Annotated in this window: 15 protein-coding genes and 1 tRNA gene; 9 read left to right on the forward strand and 7 right to left on the reverse strand. The window is 66.9% G+C overall.

Going from position 1 to position 18,219, the window contains the following annotated elements; translation table 11 throughout:
- Positions 1-233: 233 nt before the first annotated feature.
- The 4 genes from L0977_RS20600 to hemC are packed head-to-tail and all read right to left on the reverse strand — an operon-like array spanning position 234 to position 4,534.
- The gene (locus L0977_RS20600; RefSeq protein ID WP_326491092.1) at positions 234-1,574 is read right to left on the reverse strand and encodes a heme biosynthesis HemY N-terminal domain-containing protein; all 1,341 of its coding nucleotides are present in this window, start codon (positions 1,572-1,574) and stop codon (positions 234-236) included.
- A complete protein-coding gene (locus L0977_RS20605) occupies positions 1,574-2,731 on the reverse strand; it encodes a uroporphyrinogen-III C-methyltransferase (protein ID WP_234266744.1) in 1,158 nt (385 codons plus the stop codon). The genes L0977_RS20600 and L0977_RS20605 overlap by 1 nt, the downstream gene beginning before the upstream one ends.
- On the reverse strand, positions 2,728-3,579 hold the full coding sequence (locus L0977_RS20610; RefSeq protein ID WP_234266745.1) for a uroporphyrinogen-III synthase: 852 nt from the start codon (positions 3,577-3,579) through the stop codon (positions 2,728-2,730). Before L0977_RS20610 ends, L0977_RS20605 begins: the two co-directional genes overlap by 4 nt.
- A gap of 34 nt (positions 3,580-3,613) precedes the next feature.
- Positions 3,614-4,534, reverse strand: a complete 921-nt coding sequence (gene hemC, locus L0977_RS20615; protein WP_234266746.1) for a hydroxymethylbilane synthase — start codon at positions 4,532-4,534, stop codon at positions 3,614-3,616.
- 154 nt (positions 4,535-4,688) lie between these two features.
- On the opposite strand from hemC, the gene ppc reads away from it, so the two are divergent.
- The 7 genes from ppc to L0977_RS20650 all read left to right on the forward strand — a co-directional run bounded on the left by ppc (position 4,689) and on the right by L0977_RS20650 (position 12,747).
- Positions 4,689-7,508 carry a phosphoenolpyruvate carboxylase gene (ppc, locus tag L0977_RS20620; RefSeq protein ID WP_234266747.1) on the forward strand — a complete coding sequence of 940 codons (2,820 nt, stop codon included), beginning with the start codon at positions 4,689-4,691 and terminating at the stop codon, positions 7,506-7,508.
- Between the two features lie 68 nt (positions 7,509-7,576).
- Positions 7,577-8,434, forward strand: coding sequence for a 3',5'-nucleoside bisphosphate phosphatase (locus L0977_RS20625; RefSeq protein WP_234266748.1), 858 nt, complete (start codon positions 7,577-7,579; stop codon positions 8,432-8,434).
- Positions 8,431-9,309 carry a DMT family transporter gene (locus tag L0977_RS20630; protein WP_234266749.1) on the forward strand — a complete coding sequence of 293 codons (879 nt, stop codon included), beginning with the start codon at positions 8,431-8,433 and terminating at the stop codon, positions 9,307-9,309. The genes L0977_RS20625 and L0977_RS20630 overlap by 4 nt, the downstream gene beginning before the upstream one ends.
- Positions 9,310-9,331: 22 nt before the next feature.
- Positions 9,332-9,967, forward strand: coding sequence for an L-threonylcarbamoyladenylate synthase (locus tag L0977_RS20635; RefSeq protein ID WP_234266750.1), 636 nt, complete (start codon positions 9,332-9,334; stop codon positions 9,965-9,967).
- Positions 9,968-10,027: 60 nt separating this feature from the next.
- A complete protein-coding gene (locus L0977_RS20640; RefSeq protein ID WP_234266795.1) occupies positions 10,028-10,696 on the forward strand; it encodes a site-2 protease family protein in 669 nt (222 codons plus the stop codon).
- Positions 10,697-10,704: 8 nt separating this feature from the next.
- Positions 10,705-12,009, forward strand: a complete 1,305-nt coding sequence (locus L0977_RS20645) for a tryptophan--tRNA ligase (RefSeq protein WP_234266751.1) — start codon at positions 10,705-10,707, stop codon at positions 12,007-12,009.
- Between the two features lie 144 nt (positions 12,010-12,153).
- Positions 12,154-12,747 carry a LuxR C-terminal-related transcriptional regulator gene (locus L0977_RS20650; RefSeq protein ID WP_234266752.1) on the forward strand — a complete coding sequence of 198 codons (594 nt, stop codon included), beginning with the start codon at positions 12,154-12,156 and terminating at the stop codon, positions 12,745-12,747.
- Positions 12,748-12,765: 18 nt separating this feature from the next.
- On the opposite strand, the gene L0977_RS20655 is transcribed toward L0977_RS20650, so the two are convergent.
- Complete coding sequence (locus tag L0977_RS20655) at positions 12,766-14,193, reverse strand: sensor histidine kinase (RefSeq protein WP_234266753.1); 1,428 nt, start codon at positions 14,191-14,193, stop codon at positions 12,766-12,768.
- 98 nt (positions 14,194-14,291) lie between these two features.
- Between L0977_RS20655 and L0977_RS20660 the strand changes: the two genes are divergently transcribed.
- Positions 14,292-14,383: transfer RNA gene (locus L0977_RS20660), tRNA-Ser, on the forward strand.
- Positions 14,384-14,572: 189 nt separating this feature from the next.
- A complete protein-coding gene (gene rpoH / locus L0977_RS20665) occupies positions 14,573-15,529 on the forward strand; it encodes an RNA polymerase sigma factor RpoH (RefSeq protein ID WP_234266754.1) in 957 nt (318 codons plus the stop codon).
- Positions 15,530-15,595: 66 nt separating this feature from the next.
- Here the strand turns inward: rpoH and L0977_RS20670 are convergent, their stop codons facing one another.
- Both L0977_RS20670 and lysS read right to left on the reverse strand, forming a co-directional pair.
- The gene (locus L0977_RS20670; RefSeq protein WP_234266755.1) at positions 15,596-16,627 is read right to left on the reverse strand and encodes a metallophosphoesterase; all 1,032 of its coding nucleotides are present in this window, start codon (positions 16,625-16,627) and stop codon (positions 15,596-15,598) included.
- 14 nt (positions 16,628-16,641) lie between these two features.
- Positions 16,642-18,189, reverse strand: a complete 1,548-nt coding sequence (gene lysS, locus L0977_RS20675) for a lysine--tRNA ligase (protein ID WP_234266756.1) — start codon at positions 18,187-18,189, stop codon at positions 16,642-16,644.
- Positions 18,190-18,219 lie beyond the last annotated feature (30 nt).

Here is an 18,219-nt window from a genome sequence, read left to right on the forward strand (position 1 = left end):
CAGACCCCGGTCTGCTGGCGTTTTCTTTTGCCTGGGCCGGCTGTGTGCGCCCTGCCTTTCCGGTCTGCCGGCCGCGCTGCTCGGGTCATCCTGAGCGCCGTTGTGCTGTCCTGCGAGCGCGCCTTCGGTAAGCGGCTATTGCAATGTCATGGCGGGCTCCCTGTGCAGAAGGCAGAACGCAAGGCAGAAAGACCACCAGTGAGGGAGGCACAGACGCCGCCCCCGCAAGGGCCTCAGTCGATCTGTGCTGCCTTTTTCCAGGCTGCCTGGGCCGCGGTGTCGTCGCCCCGCTCTTCAGCGAGTTGAGCGAGCGCACACCAGGTACGGCGCAAAAGCGTGGTGTCCTGCAGACTGTGGCTGGCCTGGCCGAGCAACTGGGCCGATTTGCCCCAGAGCTGGCGCTGCTTGAACGCCTGGCCGGCCAGATACTGCAGAAACGGATTGCTCGGCCACTGGCGCTGCGCCTGCTCCAGGCGCCCCAGCCCGGCCGCGTCCAGATGGGGCAATCCGGGTTCCAACGCACGCACGAAATCGCGCCACTGGCTTTCACCCAGGGTTTCCAGGTGGGCCCAGAGCGGCTCGGTCCACGCCGAGAGCAGGCCGAAGGCCATCTCTCGGTCCGAAGCCTGCCAGTCCGGCGAATCGGCCCCGGGCTCTTCTGCGGAGAGGGCCAAACCGTTCAGGCGCGCCGCCGCTGCCAGAATCAATTCCGGCATGGCTTGCTCCCCGGTGTCCAATCGCGACCACACCGCCTGCAACTGGGACAGGTCGTGCGCGTCCCGCAGCGCGTCCATGGCCAGCCCGCGGACAACACTGCCCGCCACCTCGGGCGAGAAAGCCCGGTGCTTGGCCAGCAAACGGGCCACTTCCAGCGCTTCGAGCGTTTCGCCCGACATGCGGGCCACGCGCAGCTTCAGGCGCAAGGCCTGGATACGGCGGGCCGTGCCCTGGGGCAACTCCGCGAGCAAGTGGCGGGCGGTTTCGGGCCGCCGGTCTTCCACCGCCCAGCGCACAGCACGCAACAACGCCCCCTCGTGGGCTTCGGGGGCGCTGCGCGCCAGGGTCGGGTGCAACGCAGCCTGCAAATGGGTATCCCGGCTGCTGCGGTTCTGCAGGGCCTGCGCACTCTCGGCCGCCAGCAAGTGCGCCAGCAGTTGCAACTGCTGGCGCCGCGACCACTGGGCCGAGGGCATGCCGTTGAGCTGTTCCAGCGCCTGCAGCGCTGCCGACTGCGCCCGCACAAAGCGACCGGCCAGTTGGTGGGACAGGGCATCCAACACCGCGGCCACCGCCCCCCGCTCCACCTGCTGGTCACGCCAGCGGCGCGCCTGCGAAGGCAGATCACGCAGCACCGACAGCCCGCGCAAGGCCAGATGGATCACCACGAACGTGGCCACCAGAACGAACAGCACAAAGTTGAAAGAGACGTCGAAGCGGTAAGGAGGCCAGAACAGCGAGAACGTCGCCTGGTTGTCCCCCATCAGCAGTGCCAGCGCCACCGCCACGGCCGCCAGCCCCAGCAGCAGGAACACGCTGCGCATGGCCATTCCGCGCTGGCTGCGGCGAACCTTCATCAGCGACCCCCTGCGGCGACGGCCAAGGCCGCCAGGCTCTCGTCGGGCCGGGGCAATTCGGTCACCAGCAGCGCTTCGCGCACCTGGGCCACGTGCTTGCGGGCGCTCTCAACCGCCGGCGTGCGGCCATCAAAATACCGCCTCAGCGCCGCATCGATGGCCGCCAGGTCGGTCTGCGCGGCCCCCATGTGCCGGGCCAACAAAGCCAGGCGGGCATTGAGCAGTTTGAGCTTGAGGTTTTCCCGGAGGAAAAACGCCTGCTCGGGGGCCAGCAGCACGGCTTCGGGGTGGTCGATGCGGCTGACACGCACCAGATCACGCCCGCTGCGCAACACTTCGGTCACCACCCGGGTGCCCCAAGCCCGCAAGGTCTCCTGCCAGCCAGCGTCGGACGGCGGGCCTTCTGCGGCGGCCTGGGCCGGTACTGTGTCCGCCTTCGGCGGCGACGTGCGATCAGGCGCGACCACCGGCCCCTCAGCCGATGCTGGCGCTGCGGACTGAGGCCCGACTTCGTTGATCACCGGCCACTCGTCGACCTGACGCGCCAGCTCGTCCAGCCGCAGCGCGAGCGAGGGAATGTCGGCCACCGAGGCACTGCGAATGCGGTCAATGTCCCGTGCGATGGCCCGCTGCACCGGATTCAGGCGCGGTTGCGCTGCGCGCCCAATGCGCTGGTCGGCGGCCTGCAAGGCCGAGACCAACGGCTGCGTGCTGCCTGTCAATTGGGCTTGCTGCTGGGCCAGACGCAGCGCCGATTCGATTTCTTCGACCAGTGTGTCGTCGCGGGTCCGCGACAGCGCAAGCATGAGCTCTTCCAACTGGGTGCGCTGCAGGCTGACCTCGGACAACCGAACTTCAGCCACCGACAAGCGCGCCTGCAACTCCTGCGTCAGCGCTTCGGCCTGACCGGCCAGCGTGCGCGCCTCGACGGATTTGGAGAGACTCTCCTGGCTCTGGCGTGCCAGTTCCTGGCGCGCCGCATCGAGACGCTGCCACAGCATGGCACTGATGGCCAGCGACAACAGGGCCACCAGCAGCGCCAGCGCCAATACCCACGACGCGCCCGAACGGGAAGCCGACACAGGCACGGCAGAGGCCCCGGCCGAAGGCAGCGGCGACACGGGCGGTGGAGAAGAAGGGGGGGCGGAAGAGCTCATGGCAGGCGTGATACCGATTCTAGGGCCCGCGTCACGTCGGGCGGCGCCGGTCGCGCCTCCACCACGTGACCAAAGCCCGCCGCGCGCGCCGCTGCGGCAATGCGGGGATGGGTGGCCACGGCTCGGGCCCGGGACCAGTCGGCGCCAGGCACCAGGCGGTCCAGTTGCGCCACCCCCTGGGAACTGCTGAACAGCCACAGACTGCCGTCGGTCTGAGCCGCCTGGGCGCGCGCCTGCTGCGCCGGCGTCCAGGCCGGCGCACCGCGCTCATAGGCCACGCAGGCCTCCACCTGCGCGCCGGCCTGCTGGCACTGCCGCATCAGCCAGTCACGCCCCTGGCCGGCCCACGCACCCGGCGATGGCGCCGCCCGATCATCTCCCGCACCGCGCACCCACAGAATGCGCCAGCCTGGCCGAACCTGCGCCGCCACCACCGCCCAGAGGGCCTCCGAATCGAACTGGCCGGCGTCGGCCGCCGGCGCCTGGATACGGCCCTGCCAGCCAGCGGCCTGCAGCGATGAGGCCAGGCGTTGCGCCGTGCCCGGGCCAGGGGCCCACAACTGGGGACGAAGGTCTTCACCAGCGGCCGGCCAGATCGCTCCCGACAGGAAATGCGCCACCGCCGCGCCGCTCACAAACATCACCGCGTCGCAGTCCAGCCAATCCCGACGCCACGTCGCCAAGGCCTCCAGCGTCGCGCTGTCGCGTGGGGGGGCAATGGCCAGCAGAGGCAGGCTCTCGGCCGGCCAGCCATGCGCCAGCAAAGCCGCCAGCCACGCACCGGCTTCGTGCACCGGCCGCGTCAGCAGCACGGGAGGACGGTGGGCGGCGTCGGCCGGAGCGTTCACGCCAGGAGGTCCGCCAAGGGGCCCGTCACGCCGCTCAGGCCTGTGCGCCAGCGGCACGCAGAGCCAGCGCCACCCGCTGCCCCAGCGCCACGGCTTCGTCCAACGACCGGACCGGGGCAGCCTCTTGCACGCGCACCACCGGCAGGCGGCCTTCGGGATCGCCCCAGGCCGCCTCCAAGTGCAGCAGCCGGTCATCGGACCAGTCGGCATACGCCGCCAGCGGCACCGAACAACTGCCCCCGAGCGAACGGGACACCTCGCGTTCGGCCGCCACGCGCAGCCAGGTCGGCTCGTGGGCCAGCGGTTTGAGCAGCGCCAGCAAGTCCGCGCGGTCGGCCCGGACCTCGATGCCCAGCGCGCCCTGGCCGGCCGCCGGCAGGGATTGCGCCGGCTCGAAGATGGCGCGGATGCGCTGCGCCAGGCCCAACCGTTTGAGGCCCGCCGCGGCCAGCACGATGGCGTGGTACTGCCCTTCGTCCAGTTTGCGCAGCCGCGTATCGAGATTGCCCCGCAGCGGCTCAATGCGCACGTCCTGCCGGCCCAGCCGGTCCAGCGCTTCGCGCAGCAGCACCAGGCGGCGCAGGCTGGACGTGCCCACCACGGCCTGCGGGGGCAGGTCGGCCAGCCCGGGGCAGTGCGGCGACACCCAGGCGTCGCGCGGATCTTCGCGCTCCATCACACAGGCCAGCACGAAGCCCTCGGGCAGCTCCATCGGCACGTCCTTGAGCGAATGCACCGCCAAGTCGGCCCGCCCCTCTTCCAGCGCCGTTTCAAGCTCTTTCACGAACAGGCCCTTGCCGCCCACCTTGGAGAGGCTGCGGTCCAGGATCTGGTCGCCTCGCGTGGTCATGCCCAGCAGGTTCACGGGGTGGCCCAGCTCTTGCAAGCGGGCCTGGACATGTTCGGCCTGCCAGAGGGCCAGACGGCTTTCGCGCGTGGCGATGGTGAGCGTCAAGGCGGTCGGGGAATGTGAAACGGACACAGCGCGCAATCGAAAAAAGATCAAGCCAATCAGGCGATTTCGTACCCCGTTGGTAACGGGAAAACACCTGGGGGATGCTAGCATGACCACTGCTCAAAAAATCAGCAACACCATACCCGCGCCACCCATGAGCCCCAAGCCTTCCCGAGCCTCCGCCCCCATCGCACAGCCCGACAAGGAAAAGCCACTGACCGAAGACATCCGCCTGCTGGGACGCTTCCTCGGCGATGTGATCCGCGAGCAGGAAGGGGCGCCGATGTTCGAGCTGATCGAACTGATCCGGCAGCTCTCGGTGGCCTTCCGCCGCCACGCCGACGAATCGGCCGACAAAACCCTCAAGAAGCTGCTCAAGGGCCTGTCGGGACAACAGACGGTGAGCGTGATCCGCGCTTTCACCTACTTCAGCCACCTGGTCAACCTGGCCGAAGACCAGCACCACATCCGCCGCCGCGCGGTGCACGAACGCGCCGGCCACCTGCAGGCGGGCAGCCTGTCCATGACCCTGCAGCGGCTGGAGAAAGCCGGCATCGCCCCCGAAGCGGTGGTGCAGACCCTGGCCGACGCCCACATTTCGCCCGTGCTGACGGCCCACCCCACCGAAGTGCAGCGCAAGAGCATCCTCGACGCCGAGCGCGACATCGCCCGGCTGCTGGCAGAACGCGAACACCTGCTGCCCCGCGAACTGGCTGAAAACGAACTGCAGATCCGCGCCCGTGTCACCCAGCTGTGGCAGACCCGCCTGCTGCGCTACACCAAGCTCACCGTGGCCGACGAGATCGAAAACGCGCTGAGCTACTACCAGTCCACCTTCCTCGCTGAAATCCCGCGCCTGTACCGCGACCTCGAAGAGGGGCTGGGTGAGGCCGCTGCCGACGGTGTCGCCCCTTTCCTGCGCATGGGCCAGTGGATCGGCGGTGACCGCGACGGCAACCCCAACGTCACGGCCGAAACACTGGAACTGGCGGTGCGCAGCCAGTCGGACATGGTGCTGCGCCACCACCTGACGCAACTGCACCGACTGGGTGCGGAACTGTCGGTGTCGGCCATCCTGACCCCGGTGTCGCCCGCCATGCAGGCCCTGGCCGAGCGCTCGCCCGACCAGAGCCCGCACCGCGAGGACGAACCGTACCGCCGGGCCCTCACCGGCATGTACGCCCGGCTCGCCGCGACCCTGACCGAACTGACGGGGGGCGAAGCCGCCCGCCACGCGGTGGCCCCGCAGGACCCGTACTCCGGCCCCGACGAGCTGCTGGCCGACCTGCGCACCATCGAAACCTCGCTGCTGGCGCACCACGGCGCCCACCTGGTGCGCGGACGGCTCAAGCCCCTGATCCGCGCGGTGGAGGTGTTCGGTTTCCACCTGGCCACGGTCGACCTGCGGCAAAGCTCCGACAAACACGAAGAGGTGGTGGCCGAGCTGCTGGCCCAGGCCCGCATCGAAGCCGACTACAGCGCGCTGGACGAAGCCGCCAAGCGTGCGGTGCTGCTGCGCCAACTGGACGACGCACGCCCCCTTCGCGTGCCCGGCATCGCCTATTCGGCGCACACCCGCGGCGAGCTGGCGATCTTCGAGACCGCCCGCTGGGCGCGCGAGCGCTTCGGTCCGGCCACCATCCGCCACGCCATCATCAGCCACACTGAAACCGTCAGCGACCTGCTGGAAGTGCTGCTGCTGCAAAAGGAAGTGGGCCTGATGCACGGCCTGCTCGGCGAGTCGGCCACGACCGACCTGATCGTGGTCCCGCTGTTCGAAACCATCGAAGACCTGCGCAACGCCGCGCCCATCATGCGCGACTACTACGCCCTGCCGGGCGTGCGCGCCATGGTGCAACGCGGCGCGGCCGACGGCTACAGCGAGCAAGACATCATGCTCGGCTACTCCGACTCCAACAAAGACGGGGGCATTTTCACCAGCAACTGGGAGCTCTACCGCGCCGAGACCGAACTGGTGAAGCTGTTCGACGAGTTGAACGAGCACACCGAAAAGCCCCTCCAGCTTCGCATGTTCCATGGCCGGGGTGGCACCGTCGGCCGCGGCGGCGGTCCCAGCTACCAGGCCATCCTGGCCCAGCCGCCCGGCACGGTGCGCGGCCAGATCCGCCTGACCGAGCAGGGCGAAGTGATCGGCTCCAAGTACGCAAACCCCGAGATCGGCCGCCGCAACCTCGAAACCCTGGTGGCCGCCACGCTCGAAGCCACCTTGTTGCAACCCACGCGAAACGCGCCCAAAGCCTTTCTGGAAGCCGCCGCCGCGCTCTCGGCCGACAGCATGGCCGCCTACCGCGCCCTGGTCTACGACACGCCACGCTTCCCCGAATACTTTTTCGCCGCCACGCCCATCCGCGAAATCGCCGAACTCAACATCGGCTCGCGCCCCGCTTCGCGCAAGGCCACACAGAAGATCGAAGACCTGCGCGCCATTCCCTGGGGCTTCAGCTGGGGCCAGTGCCGCTTGACCCTGCCGGGCTGGTACGGCTTCGGCTCCGCCGTGCAGACGTTCCTGAAAGCCGGTGGCACCAAGGAACAGGCCCAGCGCAAGGAACTGCTGAAAAAGATGTTCCGCCAGTGGCCGTTCTTCTCCACCCTGCTGTCCAACATGGACATGGTCATGGCCAAGAGCGACCTGGCGCTGGCCTCGCGCTACGCGGAGCTGGTGGAGGACAAGCGGCTGCGCGCCAAGGTCTTCAGCGCCATCGAGGCCGAGTGGCACCGCACGGCCGAAGCCCTGACCCTGATCACCGGCGAAAAGAAACGCCTGGTCGACAACGAGGCGCTGCAGCGCTCGGTGCGCCACCGCTTTCCGTACATCGACCCGCTGCACCACCTGCAGGTGGAGCTGGTGCGGCGCCATCGGGCCGGGGAACTCGACCAGGAAGACCAGAAGGTGCGGCGCGGCATCCACCTGTCGATCAACGGCATCGCGGCGGGCCTGCGCAACACCGGCTGATCCCGCGCGACCCTGGGGGCAATCGGCCCGTCGCCCGGCGGCGACGGGTGGCCTCCTAAAATGGCAGCGTGGACCACCTGCTCAACGCCGACCTGCACTGCCATTCCGTCGTCTCCGACGGCACCCTCACGCCCGAAGTCCTGGCGCTGCGCGCGCGCGACAACGGCGTCGAGCTCTGGGCGCTCACCGATCACGACGAAATCGGCGGCCAGGACCGCGCCATTGCGGCAGCCCGCGCGGCCGGATTGCCGTACCTGACCGGCACCGAAATCTCGGTCACTTTTGCGGGTGAGACCGTGCACATCGTGGGCCTCGGTTTCGACCACCACGATCCCGCCCTCACCGAAGGCCTACGCCAGACACGCGGCGGCCGTGGGCTGCGCGCGCAAGAGATGAGCGAGGACCTGGCGCGTGCCGGCATCCCCGGCACCTACGAAGGCGCGCTGAAATACGTCGGCAACCCGGAGCTGATTTCGCGCACCCACTTCGCCCGCTACATGGTCGAAGCTGGCTTCTGCCGCGACACGCCCGAAGTGTTCCGCCGCTACCTGACCGAAGGCAAACCCGGCTTCGTGCCCCACCGCTGGGCCAGTCTGCGCGATGCGGTGGGCTGGATCACCGGCGCCGGCGGCATCGCCATCATTGCCCACCCGGCACGCTACGGCTTCAGCCCGAACGAGGAGTACGCCCTGTTCACCGAGTTCAAGGCCCATGGCGGCCAGGGCGTGGAGGTGGTCACCGGCGCGCACAGCGCGGCCGAGGCGCTCAAGTACGCCGGGTTCTGCGCCGAATTCGACCTGCTGGCCTCGCGGGGCAGCGACTTCCACAGCCCCGACGAAAGCCATACCGATCTCGGCCGGCTGCCCCACTTGCCGGGCCCGGTCACCCCGGTGTGGGAGCGCTTGCGCCACCGCATCCACGCATGAGCACGGCGGCCCGATCCGGGCAGGCCCTGCTGGGCATTGCCATGTTCGTGCTGGCCACGGCTTGTTTTGTCGTCCTGGACACGTCCGTCAAGCTGCTCAGCGCCGTGGTGCCCGTGCTGATGGCGGTCTGGTTCCGATATGTGTTCCAGGCCGTCGCCGTGGCCGCCCTGTTCCTGCCCTCGCGCGGCTGGCGGCTGCTGCACACCGCCCACCTGGGTTGGCAGGCCGTGCGCGGCGTGCAGCTTTTTCTGGTCAGCCTGCTGGGCTTTCTCGCGGTCAAGTACATGCCCTTGGGAGAGTTCACGGCCATCGTGATGATCACGCCCCTGATGGTCACGCTGCTGGCGGCCCTGTTTCTGCATGAACGGGTCTCGCCCCTGCGCTGGCTGCTCGTGGCCGGGGGATTTGCCGGCGCCCTGCTGGTGGTGCAACCCGGTGGTGCCTTTTTCGGCTGGGCCAGCCTGCTCCCCCTGGGGCTGGTGGTCATCTATGCGTGGTTCCAGATTCTCACCAGCCGCCTGGCACGCACCGAAGACCCGATGACGCTGCACTTCTACACCGGCTTCACCGGTGCCCTGCTGGCGTCGCTGCTGCTGCCACTGGTCTGGCAGGCCATTCCCGACATGCGCACGCTGGCCCTGCTCTGCCTGGCGGGCCTGATGGGCACCGTCGGCCACTTCCTGCTCATCCTGGCCTTTGCCCGCGCGCCAGCCGCCACACTCTCGCCCTATCTGTACGCGCAGATCGGGTTCGCCATGCTGGCAGGCTGGCTGGTTTTCGATCACGTTCCCGGTCGCCTGGAACTGGCTGGCATCGCCCTGATCGTGCTCTGTGGCGTCACCGCCAGTTGGCTGACCGCACGCGCACGCACCTGAGGCACAGGCGCACAATCGAAGCATGTCGCAGTTCTTCGAAGTCCATCCCGCCAACCCCCAGGCCCGACTGCTCAAGCAGGCGGTGCAACTGCTCGAACGCGGCGGCGTACTGGCCGTGCCGACCGACTCCAGCTATGCACTGGTGTGCCACCTCGACGACAAAGCCGCCGCCGACCGGCTCCGGCGGATCCGACAGGTGGACGACAAGCACCACCTCACGCTGCTGTGCCGCGACCTGAGCGAACTGGCCAACTACGCCAAGGTGGACAACCGCCAGTACCGACTCATCAAGGCGGCCACGCCCGGGGCCTACACCTTCATCCTGGAAGCCAGCAAGGAAGTGCCCCGCCGCGTCAGCCACCCGTCGCGCAAGACCATCGGCCTGCGCGTGCCCGACCACCCGGTGATGCACCTGCTGCTGGAGCTGCACAACGCCCCCGTGCTGGCCACCACCCTGATCGCACCAGGCGAGGCCGATCCCATGAACGACGCCGAGGCCATCCGCGAACGCTTCGAACACGAGGTGGACGGGGTGATCGGCGCGGGCGCCTGCGCCCTGACGCCGACCACGGTGCTCGATCTCACCCCCATGGCCACCGGCGGCGACCCCGAGGTCGTGCGTGCCGGACTCGGTCCGCTGGCGCCGCTCGGCCTTTGAGCCGCCCTGCGCCGGCCGCCTGCCGGCATGGGGGACAATAGCGGTTTGACCGAGCCCGCCATGGACTTCGCCCAGATCATCCAGACCGTCACCCTCTACGCCATCCCGGTGCTGTTCGCCATCACCGTGCACGAGGCTGCGCACGGCTACGCGGCGCGCCACTTCGGCGACAACACCGCCGCGATGCTGGGCCGCATCACGCTCAACCCGGTCAAGCACATCGATCCGGTGGGCACCATCGCGATGCCGCTGCTGCTGTATTTCGCCACCGCCGGCACCTTCCTGTTCGGGTATGCCAAGCCCGTCCCGGTGCGCTTCGGCAATCTGCGCAACCCCAAACGCGACATGATCTGGGTCGCCCTGGCCGGCCCCGGCGCCAACCTCGTGCAGGCCATTCTGTGGACGGTGCTGGGGTATCTGCTGGTGGCTGCGGGCGTGGAAGAGCGCTTCTTCCTGCAGATGTGCCGCGCGGGGCTGATGGTCAATCTCGTGATGTTCGCCTTCAACCTGTTTCCGCTGCCGCCCCTGGATGGGGGCCGCATTCTGGTCGGCCTGCTGCCCTGGCGCCAGGCCGAACTGGTGTCCCGCGTGGAACCCTGGGGCTTTTTCATCGTCATGGCCCTGGTCATCACCGGCGTGGTGGGCAACCTCTGGCTGCGTCCGCTGATGAGCATCACCGGCCTGTTGATTGACGCCCTGCTCACGCCGCTGCGTCTGATTCTTTTCTGACTGTTTTCATGAGCACCCTGCGCGTCCTCACCGGCATCACCACCTCGGGCACCCCGCATCTGGGCAACTACGTCGGCGCCGTGCGCCCTACCGTGCGTGCCAGCCGTCAGCCGGACACCCAGAACTTCTACTTCCTGGCCGACTACCACGCCCTGATCAAGACCAGTGGCGACCCGGCCCGCGTGCAACGCTCCACCCTGGAAATTGCCGCCACCTGGCTGGCCTGTGGCCTGGACCCGGAAAAAGTCACGTTCTACCGCCAGTCCGACATCCCCGAGATCCCGGAGCTCACCTGGCTGCTCACCTGTGTCACCGGCAAAGGCCTGCTCAACCGCGCGCACGCCTACAAGGCATCGGTCGACAAGAACACCGCCGCCGGGACAGAGCCCGACGATGGCGTGACCGCCGGCCTGTTCATGTACCCGGTGCTGATGGCCGCCGACATCCTGATGTTCAACGCCCACCAGGTGCCCGTCGGCCGCGACCAGATCCAGCACATCGAGATGGCGCGCGACATCGCCGCCAGCTTCAACCACCTCTACGGCGAGCACTTCACCCTGCCCGAAGCCGCGATCGAGGCCAACGTGGCCACCCTGCCCGGCCTCGACGGCCGCAAGATGAGCAAAAGCTACGACAACACCATCCCGCTGTTCACCCCGCGGGACACGTTGCGCAAACTCATCATGGGCATCGTGACCGACTCGCGCGCGCCCGGCGAAACCAAGAGCACCGAAGGTTCGGCCCTGTTCCAGCTCTATCAGGCCTTTGCCTCTGCGGAAGAAACAGCGGCGCTGGCCCAGGCCTACGCCGACGGCATCGCCTGGGGCGACGCCAAGCAAGTGCTTTTTGAACGGATCGACCGCGAAATCGCCCCCATGCGCGAGACCTACGACGCGCTCATCCGCGACCCTGCGCGGATCGAAAAAACGCTCCGGCAAGGCGCCGAAAAGGCCCGCGCCCTTGCCACGCCGTTCACCGCCCGCCTGCGCCATGCCGTCGGCCTGCGGCCCCTTGACACCCAAGCCGCCACGCCAACGACCACCAAGGCCGCCAAACAGGTGTTGCCCGTGTTCAAGCAATACCGGGAAAAAGACGGCCTGTTCTACTTCAAGCTGCTCGACCCCAAAGGCGAACTGCTGTTGCAGAGCACGGGCTTCGACCAACCCCGCGAAGCCGCGCAGACCATGGCCCGGCTGCAACGCGAGGGCCAGCCGGCACTGACCGAGCTGGCACCCCGAATCGCATCGTCCGCCGATCCGGCGGCGGTACAGGCCGCTCTGACCCTCTTGGCAGCGGCCATCGACGAGGCCTGAAAAAGTGGCCGGAGGTTCGCAGAACCTCCCAGGGAGTTTTCTAAAAATAAAAACAAGGACCGCATCACGGCGTACTTTTCTATCGCCAGCGCGTCGCTTTGCCGATATCCTCCCCGGTTACAAAATTCAGACTCCCGACTCACCATGAGTATTTTTGTCATTGACGACCATCCCCTGATGCGCGAAGCCGTCGTCATGCTGCTGCGCCGCCTGCGGGCATCGACTCAGGTGATCGAACTGGAGCGCCTCGCAGCGGTGAGCAAGGCCATTGCCGAACACGGCGAACCCGAACTGGTCTGCCTGGACCTGAAGCTCCCGGACACCAACGGTGTGTCCGGCGTGCGCGAAGTGCGGCAGATGCTGCCCGACACTTCGCTCATCGTGCTTTCGGCCTCCCCGGCGACCGACTACGAAGACCTGGCCCGCGAAGCCGGTGCCGACGCCTACGTCGAAAAATCGGCCGGCGCAGCCCAGATCGGCCGTGTGCTCAAGGAATTCCTGTCGGACGAACCCGAAGACGAAAACGCGCCCACCATTCCGGAAAAGCTGTCCAAGCGGCAGAAACAGTTGCTGGTCATGCTCGACCGGGGGCTGTCCAACCGGGACATTGCGGAGCAGTTGCAGATCAGCGAACACACCGTCAAGGTGCATTTGTGGCGCCTGTTCCGGCGCCTGAACGTCAAGAGCCGTTCGCAGGCGAGTCACCTGGCCCGTACGGCCGGCCTGATCGACTACTGAACCAGGCTCGCGTTCACCTCACGCCACCGGTATCACGGCCGGCTGTGTGGCACCGCCCTCTGCACGCTGCGTGAAAGCCGGCACCAGCACCCGAAACACGCTACCCCGCCCGGCCTCCGAGGTCAACGCCAGCTGGTAGCCCATCATCGTGGCCAGCTTGGAAACGATGGTCAGGCCCAGACCCAGGCTGTCTTCGGTCCCCTGGTGCTGCGATACCCGGAAGAACTCCTGGAAGATCGCCTGCTGGTGCTCCCGGGGAATGCCAACCCCCGTGTCCCACACCTCGAACATCCACACACCGCTGCGCCGGCGCAGCGCCATCAGCACGCCGCCCTGACGGGTGTGCTTGAGCGCGTTGGACAGCAGATTGCCCAGAATCCGGCGCAACACCACCGGATCGCCCCAGATCATCACCGGTGCGGCCCGCATGCGCAGCCGCAGCGACTTCGCCGCCGCCACAGGCTCGAACTGCAGGGCCAGGTCGGCAAACAGCCGCTGCACATCCACATGCTGCAGCTTCACCTTGTAATTGCCCGCATCGATGCGCGTCAGGTCGAACAGCGAATCGAACAGTTCATTGATTGCACGGGTGGACTGGAGAATGCGCGGGGAAATGTCCCGCGCCATTTCCGGCTCGGTGGCCAGCCAGTCGGCATACAGACTCAACGCGTGCACAGGCTGGCGCAGATCGTGCGCCGCCGACGCAAGAAAACGGTTTTTGGCGGTCACCGCACGCATCGATGCGCGCGTCTGCTGGGTCAGCGAGTCGATCAGCTCCTGGTTAGAGAACTGCAATTCCAGACTCGCCCGGTGCACCGCATGCAGGCGGCGCCCGCCCAGAATCAGCAGCAGCCAAAAAATCGCCAACAAGGTGCATTTGAGCGCCATGTCCTGCCAATCGACCATGCCGGGCGACAGCCAGATGGCGGAGCTGATCAGTCCCAGCACGACCGATCCCATCAGCGCGTGGGTGTAGCGCCAGAAAATGGGCAGGTAGGCACTGAAGGACATCATCGATACCATGCCGTGCCCGATCACGACGATGGCGCCGATGAACTGGGTTTCCGGCGAAGTTTGCGCATGGGTCAGACCAATCGGCAGCCCCCAGCCGATGCCCACCGCCACCCAGGTCCATCCGAAACGGCGGATAAAGGTCTCCCGCATGGGGCCTTCCACGCTGTCGTAGCGCAGCCGATACAAACCGATGAGCCGATAGCGATAGGTCAACAACGCGCCCACCACGCCGCCCCAGCCCACCAGCACAGAGGTGGCCACTTCCCCGACCATCGCCCCGATCAGCACAGGCAGGGTCAACACGGCCGCGAGGAGCGAATGTAGCGTGCTGTCCATCAACACGCCAATCAGCTGCGAATCCACCCATCGATCCCTCACTTCGGCAGAGGCGGGCTGGTGCTGATGGGTAGCAGGTTGGGTGTCGACAAGCATGGCACAAGCAAAAGATGCCGCATTGTCGCATTCTGAAAATGCCTGACCGGTCAGCGAAAAGCCTCGCCCAGACCTGATAGAATCGTGGGCTTCGACGCGGAGAGGTGGCAGAGTGGTCGAATGCACCGGATTCGAAATCCGGCGTACAGTTCATACTGTACCGAGGGTTCGAATCCCTCCTTCTCCGCCAAAACACCCCAAAAAAGCGGCCTTCGGGCCGCTTTTTTCTTGGCTGATCTGCTGCCCTCTCGGATTCCCCGAGTGGCCGTCTTCTCCCACAGACAGGCACCGCCTCAAAGCCCTTTTCTGGGGGAACTTGTGGTTTAGCACTCTTCTCCAAGGAGTGCTAACATTTGGGGCACCCAGGAGGATTTCATCCATGTCCACATCCCTCGCACCTGCCATCCCCACGACCACGTCGCTGGCCGTGGCGGGTTCTTGGTCGAACCGGTCACTGACGCTGCCGCCGCTGGGCAATCTGGATGCCTACATTTCGGCGGTCAATCGAATGCCCCTGCTCTCCCAGGAAGAGGAGCAGGACGCTGCACGCCGTCTGCGCGATCACAACGACCTGGACGCCGCTGGCAAGTTGGTGATGTCGCACCTGCGCCTGGTGGTGTCCATCGCCCGCCAGTACCTGGGCTATGGCCTGCCCCATGGCGATCTGATCCAGGAAGGCAACGTCGGTCTGATGAAGGCCGTCAAGCGCTTCGACCCCGATCAGGGCGTGCGCCTGGTGAGTTATGCCATCCACTGGATCAAAGCTGAAATCCACGAATACATCCTGAAGAACTGGCGCATGGTGAAGGTGGCCACCACCAAGGCCCAGCGCAAGCTGTTCTTCAACCTGCGCAGCAAGAAGCAGGGTTTCCGCGCCGAAGCCGCCGAGGGGGACACCCACCGCGAAGCCCTCTCCGACCATGAAATCGACGTCGTGGCGCGCGACCTGCATGTCAAGCCGGAGGAAGTGCGCGAGATGGAGACCCGCATGGCCGGGGGCGATGTGGTGCTCGATCCCGCACCGGCCGGCGATGGCGAAGAGGCCTTTGGCCCGATCGCCTATCTGGCCGACGGCACCCACGAGCCCACCGCCATGATCGAAGCGGCTCAGCGTGACAGGCTGGCCACCGAAGGCATTGCCCGGGCCATGGGCGAGCTGGACGACCGCGCTCGCCGCATCGTGAGCGAACGCTGGCTCAAGGTGAACGACGACGGCTCGGGCGGCATGACGCTGCACGAACTGGCGGCCGAATACGGCGTCAGTGCCGAGCGCATCCGCCAGATCGAGGTGGCGGCCATGAAGAAGATGCGCAAGGCGCTGGCGGCCTACGCCTGAGTCCGGCCACCCTCTCCGCAAAGAAAGGCCTGCCACCAAGCAGGCCTTTTTTGTGGACGATCGGCCTCAGGGCCTCAACTCCAGGAGATCGATGGTGGGGCGTACACCGAGACGGGCAGGCACCCCCACCAGCCCGACGCCCGGGGTCACCAACAAACGCCCGGCCGGTGTGTCGTAGAGTCCATTCCAGCGGCCGCTGGCGCTGTTGGTGTGGCGCAGCCACCAGGGTGAAAAACCAGGTATCCAGAGCTGGCCACCGTGGGTGTGCCCCGCCATGGCCAGAAAAACGGCTCCGGGCGGCAGAAGATCTTGCGTATCGGGCTGGTGAAACAGCGCCAGGCGGGGTGGCCCCTCTGCGGTCATGGCCGCTGGCGCAGGCCACAACTGGCGAATGTCCTGGCGTGGCCGGCCACCCCACAGATCGCTCAAGCCCACGAGCTCCCAGCCGCGGATCGTCACGCGCTCCCCATCGATCAGCCGTACGCCATGGGCACGCAGCGCCTCGCGCAGGGGCTCGGTCAGCGCCGGCCCTGGCGCGCCAGTGTCGTGGTTGCCCAGCACGCCATACACAGGGTGACGCAGCGCCGCCAAGGGCGCCAGCCCACCGCGCAGATCCAGCGGCGGTTCATGCACCCAGTCGCCGGCCACCAGCACAGCGTCCACGTCCAAGGCATTGAGTCGGGCAACCAGGCGGCGCAGGTCGCCTTCGCGCACGAACAGGCCCCAGTGCAGATCGGCCACCAAGGCGAGCCGCAGCGGCGATGCACCAACAGGTGCACCAGACACCATGGTGGTGCGTTCGCGCAGCCACAGCGGCTCCACCAGCGAAGCCCAGAGCCCCATCAGCACAAAACCAGCCCCCAAAGTGGGCACCAACCGGCGCCAGCCCGTGGTTTGGCAGACCCGCAAGACCAGCCACCCCAGCAGGAACGGTCCCGCGATGCGAGGCCCCCAGTACAGGCCCAGCATCACCAGATTGCGCAGATAGTGGCCCGGGGTGTGCCAGCGTCCACCGTAATCCCAGAGCGAGACGGCCAGGGTCAACACCATGGCCGCCCAGAACAGGCGGCGGCTCCAGACCAGGACCGGAGTGACCACGCGGCCGGGCGCGCTCAGGTGCGCCGCAACGCGGGGAAGAGGATCACGTCACGGATGCTGGGGCTGTCGGTCAGCAGCATCATCAGGCGATCGATACCGATGCCACAGCCACCGGCCGGCGGCATGCCGTATTCGAGCGCGCGCACATAGTCGGCATCGAAGAACATGGCCTCGTCATCGCCGGCATCTTTGTTGGCGACCTGGGCATGGAAGCGTGCGGCCTGGTCTTCGGCGTCGTTCAGCTCGGAGAAGGCGTTGCCGAACTCACGACCGGTGATGTAAAGCTCGAAGCGTTCGGTCACCTCGGGCCGGGCATCGTTGGCGCGTGCCAGCGGCGAAATCTCGGTCGGGTGGTCCATGATGAAGGTCGGGTTCCAGAGCTGCTCTTCGACCTTCTCTTCGAAATAGAGCACCTGCAGGCCGGCCACCGAGCGCGACGAGAGCTGGTGTTTGTCCTCGCTCAGGCCCAGCTTCTTGAGCTGCGCGATCAGCCAGACCGGATCGTCCACGCCGGCCTCACCTGCGTCGGTGTACTTGAGGATGGCTTCCCGGATCGTGAGGCGTTCGAACGGCGAGAACACGTCCACAGGGCGCCCCTGATAGCTCAACGGCGTATCACCGTGCACCTTCTGCACCACGTGGCGAATGAGTTGCTCGTTGAAGTCCATCAGATCGCGGTAGTTCCAGTAGGCCGCGTAGAACTCCATCATGGTGAACTCGGGGTTGTGGCGGACGCTGATCCCCTCGTTGCGGAAGTTGCGGTTGATCTCGAACACCCGCTCGAAGCCACCCACCAGCAGGCGCTTGAGATACAGCTCGGGCGCGATGCGCAGGAACATTTCCTGGTCGAGCGCATTGTGGTGCGTGACAAAGGGCTTGGCGTTGGCACCGCCAGGAATCGGGTGCAGCATGGGCGTTTCGACTTCGAGGAAGCCGTGCGACACCATGAAATCGCGGATGCTCGACAGCGCCTGGCTGCGCGTGACGAAACGGCGCCGTGCGGCCTCGTCGGTCATCAGGTCCACGTAGCGCTGGCGGTACTTGATTTCCTGGTCCTGCACGCCGTGGAATTTGTCGGGCAGCGGACGCAGGCTCTTGGTCAGCAGGCGCACGCTGTCGGCGTGCACGGTCAGCTCGCCGGTGCGGGTGCGCATCAGTTTGCCTTCGGCCGCAACGATGTCCCCCAGATCCCAGTGCTTGAAGGCATCCAGAGCGGCTTCGCCGACACTGTCCTTGTTCAGGTAGATCTGGATGCGCCCACCGCTGGCACCGAGCGAGCCGTCCTGCAAGGTGGCAAAACAGGCCTTGCCCATCACGCGTTTGAGCATCATCCGCCCGGCAATCCGGGCGCGAATCGGGCTGCTTTCCAGCGCCTCGGCGGTGGTGTCCCCGTGGAGCGCAAACAGCGTGGCGGCGTTGTCTGCCGGCTGGAAATCGTTGGGGAAGGCCACGCCCTCGCCACGCGCCTGCGCTTCACGCAGGCCCTTGAGTTTCTCCCGGCGTTCGGCGATGAGCTGGTTGTCGTCGGCAGCGGGCGTGGCAGGAGCGTGTTCGGTGGTCATGGTGATGGGCAAGAAAAAAGCGGGCTGCGC

Source organism: Hydrogenophaga sp. NFH-34, assembly GCF_021401345.1.
Classification (GTDB): domain Bacteria; phylum Pseudomonadota; class Gammaproteobacteria; order Burkholderiales; family Burkholderiaceae_C; genus Hydrogenophaga; species Hydrogenophaga electricum.